The organism is Komagataeibacter sp. FXV3, from assembly GCF_015155755.1.
Classification (GTDB): domain Bacteria; phylum Pseudomonadota; class Alphaproteobacteria; order Acetobacterales; family Acetobacteraceae; genus Komagataeibacter.
The window spans coordinates 1-6,577 of record NZ_VWPI01000144.1; the positions used below are offsets into that span (position 1 = coordinate 1).

General features: G+C 63.7%; 6 protein-coding genes. All 6 read right to left on the reverse strand.

The window, feature by feature from the left end:
• Positions 1-679, reverse strand: a 679-nt coding sequence (locus F1542_RS13490) for a lytic transglycosylase domain-containing protein (protein ID WP_193733489.1), incomplete at its 3' end; no start/stop codon positions are given.
• Positions 680-711: 32 nt separating this feature from the next.
• A complete protein-coding gene (locus F1542_RS13495) occupies positions 712-1,155 on the reverse strand; it encodes a DUF1489 family protein (protein ID WP_193733486.1) in 444 nt (147 codons plus the stop codon).
• Positions 1,156-1,174: 19 nt separating this feature from the next.
• Positions 1,175-2,239 (reverse strand): nucleoside hydrolase, encoded by a 1,065-nt coding sequence (locus F1542_RS13500; RefSeq protein ID WP_193733490.1) that lies wholly within the window; start codon positions 2,237-2,239, stop codon positions 1,175-1,177.
• Between the two features lie 121 nt (positions 2,240-2,360).
• Complete coding sequence (hemW, locus tag F1542_RS13505; RefSeq protein ID WP_193733491.1) at positions 2,361-3,533, reverse strand: radical SAM family heme chaperone HemW; 1,173 nt, start codon at positions 3,531-3,533, stop codon at positions 2,361-2,363.
• 153 nt (positions 3,534-3,686) lie between these two features.
• On the reverse strand, positions 3,687-5,690 hold the full coding sequence (locus F1542_RS13510) for a potassium transporter Kup (protein WP_193733487.1): 2,004 nt from the start codon (positions 5,688-5,690) through the stop codon (positions 3,687-3,689).
• A gap of 126 nt (positions 5,691-5,816) precedes the next feature.
• Positions 5,817-6,500 (reverse strand): YggS family pyridoxal phosphate-dependent enzyme, encoded by a 684-nt coding sequence (locus F1542_RS13515; RefSeq protein ID WP_193733488.1) that lies wholly within the window; start codon positions 6,498-6,500, stop codon positions 5,817-5,819.
• Between the last annotated feature and the right edge of the window lie 77 nt (positions 6,501-6,577).

Genomic DNA, 6,577 nt, shown 5'->3' on the forward strand with positions numbered 1-6,577 from the left:
GGTTGAGGGTGGCGTACTGGACATAGGTATGGTCGGGCTGGACTTTGGTATTGACCGGGCCGAGTGCAGGCGGGTTGGCAGCTATGCGCTGGCCTGCGCCCCCATAAACCGCCAGCGGCCCGCTCAGCGCGACTTCGTTGCCAAGGTTGGGCGTGATGATGCGCAGGTAGCGCACTGTCTGGCTGGGCAGGGGCCGGCCGTTTTCAAGGTAGTCGTTCAGCCGCTGCGTGCCCGCGTTATAGGCCGCAAGGAAACCCGGCGCGCCATACAGCCCGTACAGGATACGAATATAGGCCGTGCCCGCAAGGATGTTGTCATGCGGGTTGTACGGGTCTGAACCAAGGTGGTTGCGGTGCTGCATGTCAGCATAGGTTGGCGGCATGAGCTGCATGAGCCCGATCGCCCCGCTGGCCGAACGGGTCAGGTGACCGTCCATATATTCATGGCCGCCGGATTCCTTCTGGATCACGGCGCGGATCCATTCCTGCGGCACGGAAAAACGGGTGGAGGCATCAGCAATGTAGGGCTGCCACGGGTCCGTCGCGGGGCCGGGCGCGCGATAGGCGGCCTTGCCCTGGTAATAGCTGTTGTAATGGGACGTCTTGCCACTTCCCCCCCCTGAACTGGCGCAGGCGGCAAGGCCAAGGCCGGTCAGGGCCAGCAGGCCAAGGCGCGTCATGCCCCGGAGGGAGGAAAGGGTCATGGGCATGTTCAGATCAGGCACAGTTCCGCCAGTTCGTTGCGTAGGGCTTCGGGCAGCACGTCGCCCGCATGGCTGTTGGCCAGCAGGTCCGGCGGCGCGTCTTCGGGCCGCAGGTAGCGCCATCCCTGGAACGGGCGCATGGCGCGGGGCTGGACGGGAATGATGTCGGGCGCCATGACCACCAGCGCGCAGGGCGTGCCATCTTCGCGCGTGTCGGGCTGGATGGCGGTAATGCGCTGGCGGCACAGGATGCGGCCCGCGATCACGCGGTAGATCGATCCCCCATCGAGTATTTCCGCAGCCCGGCGCGGATACATGCGCGTGCGGAACCACGGCATGCCGGCAGCACTGGTACCGTCCAGATCGTCAACCGGCGGCGTCTGGTGGGACTGGCGCGCGGCCAGATCCTCGATGGAATGGATGCCAACCGCCAGTTTGACCATGTGCAGCATAGGGTGCGTATCCTCCCCTTCAGTGTCCCTGAACCGGCAGGTCGGCCAGTGCCTGCCGTGCGAAGGTGTCGCGGAAGCGGTCGGCATCAATGCTGCGCACGATATGCATGGTGCGTATCGGGCTGTCATGCGGGGCAAGCGAGTCGGGCACGACAAAGGCATGGCCGTAATGCGGGCCACGGCTGGTGTCGATATCCATGCGGGCATCCACGGCGGATGTCACCAGCGTGGGGTCGGCCGCGATGGCGGTCGTCATTTCATCCCACATGGGCAGGGGATCGTAATATTTCCCGATATAGTCGGTCAGCGGCGTTTTCTTTGCCGTAAGCTGCGCCAGGTACTGTTTCGACAGCATGAGGTCGTTCGACACGCTGCCCACCACGGTAATCTTCTTCCATGGCGCGGTCAGGGTGATATGGGCGGCTTCGGGATCAAAGATCATGTTGAAATCAGAGGCAAAATCCGCATTGCCGGTAATGGACATCATGCTGGTGTCCAGCATGCCGCCCATGAACACAAGCTGCCTGGCCGTCTCGGCAAAGGTCGGGTCCTGACGGATCGCAAGCGCAAGATTGGTCAGCGGGCCCGCGGCGACAATCGTGACCTCATGCGGGTGGGCATGCACCTGCTCGATCAGGAACTGTGCCGCACTCTGCGCCACGGGGGCGAGGTGGGGCGCACCTTCCTTCATGGCCGGAATGGCGGGCTGGATATCGGGCGCCTTATCAATCGAACCCAGCGCGCCCCACGCGCCTTTCCATGGAATGGCGCCATACTGCTGTTCATGCAGCTTCATTTCCGCGCGCGTGTTCACCAGCGGATAGACCGCGCCATCGGCCACGGGCACGTCGGTGCGGCCCATGATTTCCAGCAGGCGGCGCAGATGGGCCGATTCGGCATTTTCCCATCCATCCCCGGTCACGACCGTAAGGCCCAGCACGCGCACATGCGGGTTGGCCAGCAGGGGAATGATGGAAAGCTGGTCCGATCCGCCCGGCCCCAGGAAATCATTATCCTCGATCACCAGTTCCGGTTCCGTTGTCGCGGGGGCAGGGGCGGCAAAGGCGGTGGTGGTGACCAGCATTATGGCCGTGGCGCATGCGGCAAGCCGCGCAGTCAGCGAAAGGGCGGGTGAAAACACGCGGCGTACTCCATTGGCTTTATTGGCTTTGGGATGGCGGGAAGCCATCGTATTGCCAAAATTCCTAAAGCACCAGCGCGGCCAGCAGGCTTTCCAGCCGCAGCCGGCCCGCTTCCGTGGCCCGCAGGGTATGGTGGATGGGATCCAGGACCAGATAGTCTTCCGCGATTGCGGCCGCCATGATGTCGGCATCGGTTGCATCCTGCACCGCCATGCCGGTGCGGCGGGCAAAGCGCGTGGTGGAAATCCCCTCCGCCAGGCGCAGCCCCATCAGCAGCATTTCACGCGCACGGTCACGGTTGTCCAGCCGTTCTTCTGCATGGGCGCCGGTGCCGGTGCGTTCCACCCGTTCCGCCCACGGTTCGGGCGCGCGGTGGCGGCGCGTGGCACAGGTCACGCCGTTGCGGGTCAGCCGCCCATGCGCCCCCGGACCAATGCCCAGATAGTCGCCATACCGCCAGTAGGTCAGGTTATGGCGGCTTTCAGCGCCGGGGCGGGCGTAATTGGATATTTCATACCCCAGCAGTCCATGGCGGGCGGCCACCTCGGCGGTCAGTTCATACAGCCGTGCCGCGTCATCCCCATCGGGCAGGCGAAAGCGGCCCTGCCGGTACAGGCTTTCGAATTTCGTGCCCGGCTCGATCGTCAGTTGGTACAGCGACAGGTGATCCGACACCAGCGACAGCGCGGCCTCCAGTTCGGCACGCCATGCGGCTGCATCCTGTCCCGGGCGGGCATAGATCAGGTCGAATGATATCCGGTCGAACAGGCTGCGCGCCGTCTCCAGCGCCGCAATGGCCTGTGGCGCGTCATGTTCGCGGCCCAGAAAGCGCAGGGCCTCGGCATCAAGGCTCTGGATACCCACGGAAATGCGGTTGACGCCCGCATCACGGAAGGCGCGCAGCCGGCCGGTTTCCACGCTGGTGGGATTGGCTTCCAGCGTGATTTCCACATTATCCGTCAGGCCGAACAGGTCACGGGCACCGTCAATCAGCCCGGCCACCGTATCCGGCGCCATGAGGGACGGCGTGCCGCCACCAAAGAAAATGGAGCCTATGGCCGGGCGTTCGCCCCGGTCGTCGCCCATGCGCGCGGCCTCATGCGCCAGTTCGCGCAGCAAGGCCGCGCCAAAGCGGGTGCGGGGGATTTCATCGCGCACATGACTGTTGAAATCGCAGTACGGGCATTTGGACAGGCAGAACGGCCAGTGCACATACAGCGCCAGCGGTTCGGTCATGCCGGATGAGGGAGTGTGTGAAAACCCTGCCAAGGCAACCCCTTGCAAACTATCAGACGTTTTTGGTGAAGCTTTTTTCAGGAAGCTTCAAAAAGAATGCCGCCTTTTTTGGAAAAAGGCGGCACCCAAAAACTTTCATTCTGTTCAGGAACGTCAGATCGCCAGCCGTACGCCCAGCTCCACCACGCGGTCAGGCGGAATACGGAAGAATTCCGTGGCCGGCGTCGCGTTGCGCGCCATGAACAGGAACAGCGACATCCGCCACCGCGACAGCTTGGGCACGGATGAGCGGACAAGCAGTTCGCGGCTGGTGAAATAGGATGCCTGCAACGCATCGAAATCCAGCCCGCTGGCCTTCAGGTCCTCCAGCGCGCGGGGCAGGTTGGGCATTTCCATGAAGCCGTAGCGCAGGATGATGCGGTAGATGTCGGGGGCCAGTTCCTGCAGCGCCACGCGGTGGCCGTGGTCGGCTTCGGGCTGGTCCAGCGTCTGCACGGTCACGAACAGCACGTGGTCATGCAGCACCTTGTTGTGCTTGAGGTTATGCAGCAGGCAGGCGGGCACGAATTCCGGGTTGCCGGTCATGTAAACGGCGGTGCCCGGCACGCGGATGATGCGTGATTGCGGCAGGCGGGCCAGGAACGAGTTCATCGGCATGCTGTCCTGCTTCTGCCGGTTCATGATCAGCTGGCGGCCCTTTTTCCACGTCGTCATCATGAGCGTGAGCACGATGCCCAGCAGCACCGGCACCCAGCCACCCTGCGGGATCTTGAGCGCGTTGGACGCAAAGAACGTCGTATCCAGCAGGAAGAAACCGCCGAATGTCGCGATCGCGGCAGGCCGCGACCAGTGATACAGCCTGCGGAACACCACCATCGCCAGCACGCAGGTGCACATGAACGTGCCCGTCACCGCAATGCCGTAGGCCGAAGCCAGCGCGTCCGAACTGCGGAAGGCCAGCACCAGCAGCAGCGCGCCCACCATCAGGAAACGGTTGAATTCCGGCAGGTAGATCTGGCCTTCCTCCTCCGCATTGGTGTGGGTTACGCGCATGCGCGGCAGGTAGCCCAGCTGGATGATCTGGCGGCACAGCGAAAACCCGCCCGAAATGCCCGCCTGGCTGGCAATGACCGTGGCGAATGTGGACAGGATGATCATCGGCACCTGCAGCCAGTGGGGGCCAAGCAGGAAGAACGGGTTGGCCAGCGCCTTGGGGTCCGAAATGATCAGCGCGCCCTGGCCCAGGTAATTCAGCGCAAGGCACGGCAGCACGCAGAACAGCCACGCATAGCGGATGGGCTGGCGGCCGAAATGCCCCATGTCCGCATACAGCGCCTCCGCCCCCGTGACCGACAGCACGACCGAACCAAGGGCGATGAACGACAGCCACCCGTGATAGACAATGAACTGCACGGCATAGGTGGGCGATATCGCCAGCAGCACCGCAGGGTGATGCAGGATCTGCAATCCGCCCAGTATGCCCAGCAGGCTGAACCATACCAGCATGACCGGCCCGAACACGGTGCCCACCTTGCCCGTGCCATAGCACTGGACCGAAAACAGCCCGACCAGCACCAGCAGCGCTATGGGAATGACTAGGTCACGCGCGGCAGGGAAGCTGACTTCCAGCCCCTCCACCGCCGAAAGCACGGAAATGGCGGGGGTAATCATGCCATCGCCAAAGAACAGGCAGGCCCCGCCAATGCCGACCATGCCCAGCGCGATGCGCATCCGGTTGCTGGGTGCGACGCGTTGGGCAAGGGACATGAGCGAGATGATCCCGCCCTCCCCATTATGGTCGGCGCGCATGATCAGGATGACGTATTTCACCGTCACGATCAGCAGCAGCGACCAGATGATCAGGCTCAGGACGCCCAGCACCTCCCACGGCTCGATCCTGTGGTGCTGCGACACGACCATGATGGTCGAACGCAGGGCGTAGATCGGGCTTGTGCCGATATCGCCAAACACCACGCCCAGCACGCCCAGCAGGGCGGCGAAGCCCACGGGGTTGGCCGCGTGTTCGTGCTGGTCCGCGCCGTATTCGGTAATCTTGGGCGTGGTCGTGGCCTTGTTGTCCACGGCAGTTGCGCGATGACCTGCGCCATCCGGCGTCGTCGGGGATCCGGGGGCAGAAGGCCCCGTGGGTTGCGTCATGTCGTGACGGCTCCGCGGCAATGAAGACAGAAAACCGGCGTCACATCGCGACCGGATAGTCTGGCATTACCGCCTTGCCCCATGCGCAGCAAGGGTCGTCTCCGCTCAGGTGCCATTCAGGCACGCTCAGGCATGGGCCGGACGGGCACCGAAAATCGCACTGCCCACCCGTACCAGCGTGGCGCCACAGGCAATCGCGCGTTCAAAATCGGCCGACATGCCCATGGATACCACCGGCAGCCCGTGCCGTGCCGCCATGTCGGCCAGCAGCCGGAAATGCGGTGTCGGGTCCTGATCGTGTGGCGGAATGCACATGAGACCACGCACCCTGTCGCCAAAGCGCATCATGCTGGCGGTGATGAAGGCATCGGCTTCTTCCAGCTTCACGCCCGATTTCTGGGTCTCGTCGCCCGTGTTCACCTGTACCAGCAGGTCGGGCAGGCGGCCTGCCTTCTCCCCCGCGCGTGCAATCGCGTCCGACAGGGAAGGGCGGTCAAGGCTTTCGATCATGTCCGCGATCCTGACGGCCTCCAGCGCCTTGTTGGTCTGCAGGCCACCGATGATGTGCAGCCGCAGGTCGGGCCAGCGTTCGCGCAGGTCAGGGAATTTCGCGACCGCTTCCTGCACGCGGTTTTCACCGAATATCCGCTGTCCTGCCTCCAGCGCCGCGATGACGCTGGCCTGTGGATGGAACTTGGAAACGGCCACGAGTTCGATGGCGGAAGGGTCGCGGCCCGCCGCCTGTGCGCTGGCGGCGATGCGGGCATGGATGCCCGTCAGGGCATCCGCTATGGATGTGGATGTTGACATGGCTCTAGGCTTGGCCTGAATACCTCCCCGGTCAAGCCCCCGCATGTCGCAGCTTTCAGGTCAGGATTACATGAAGC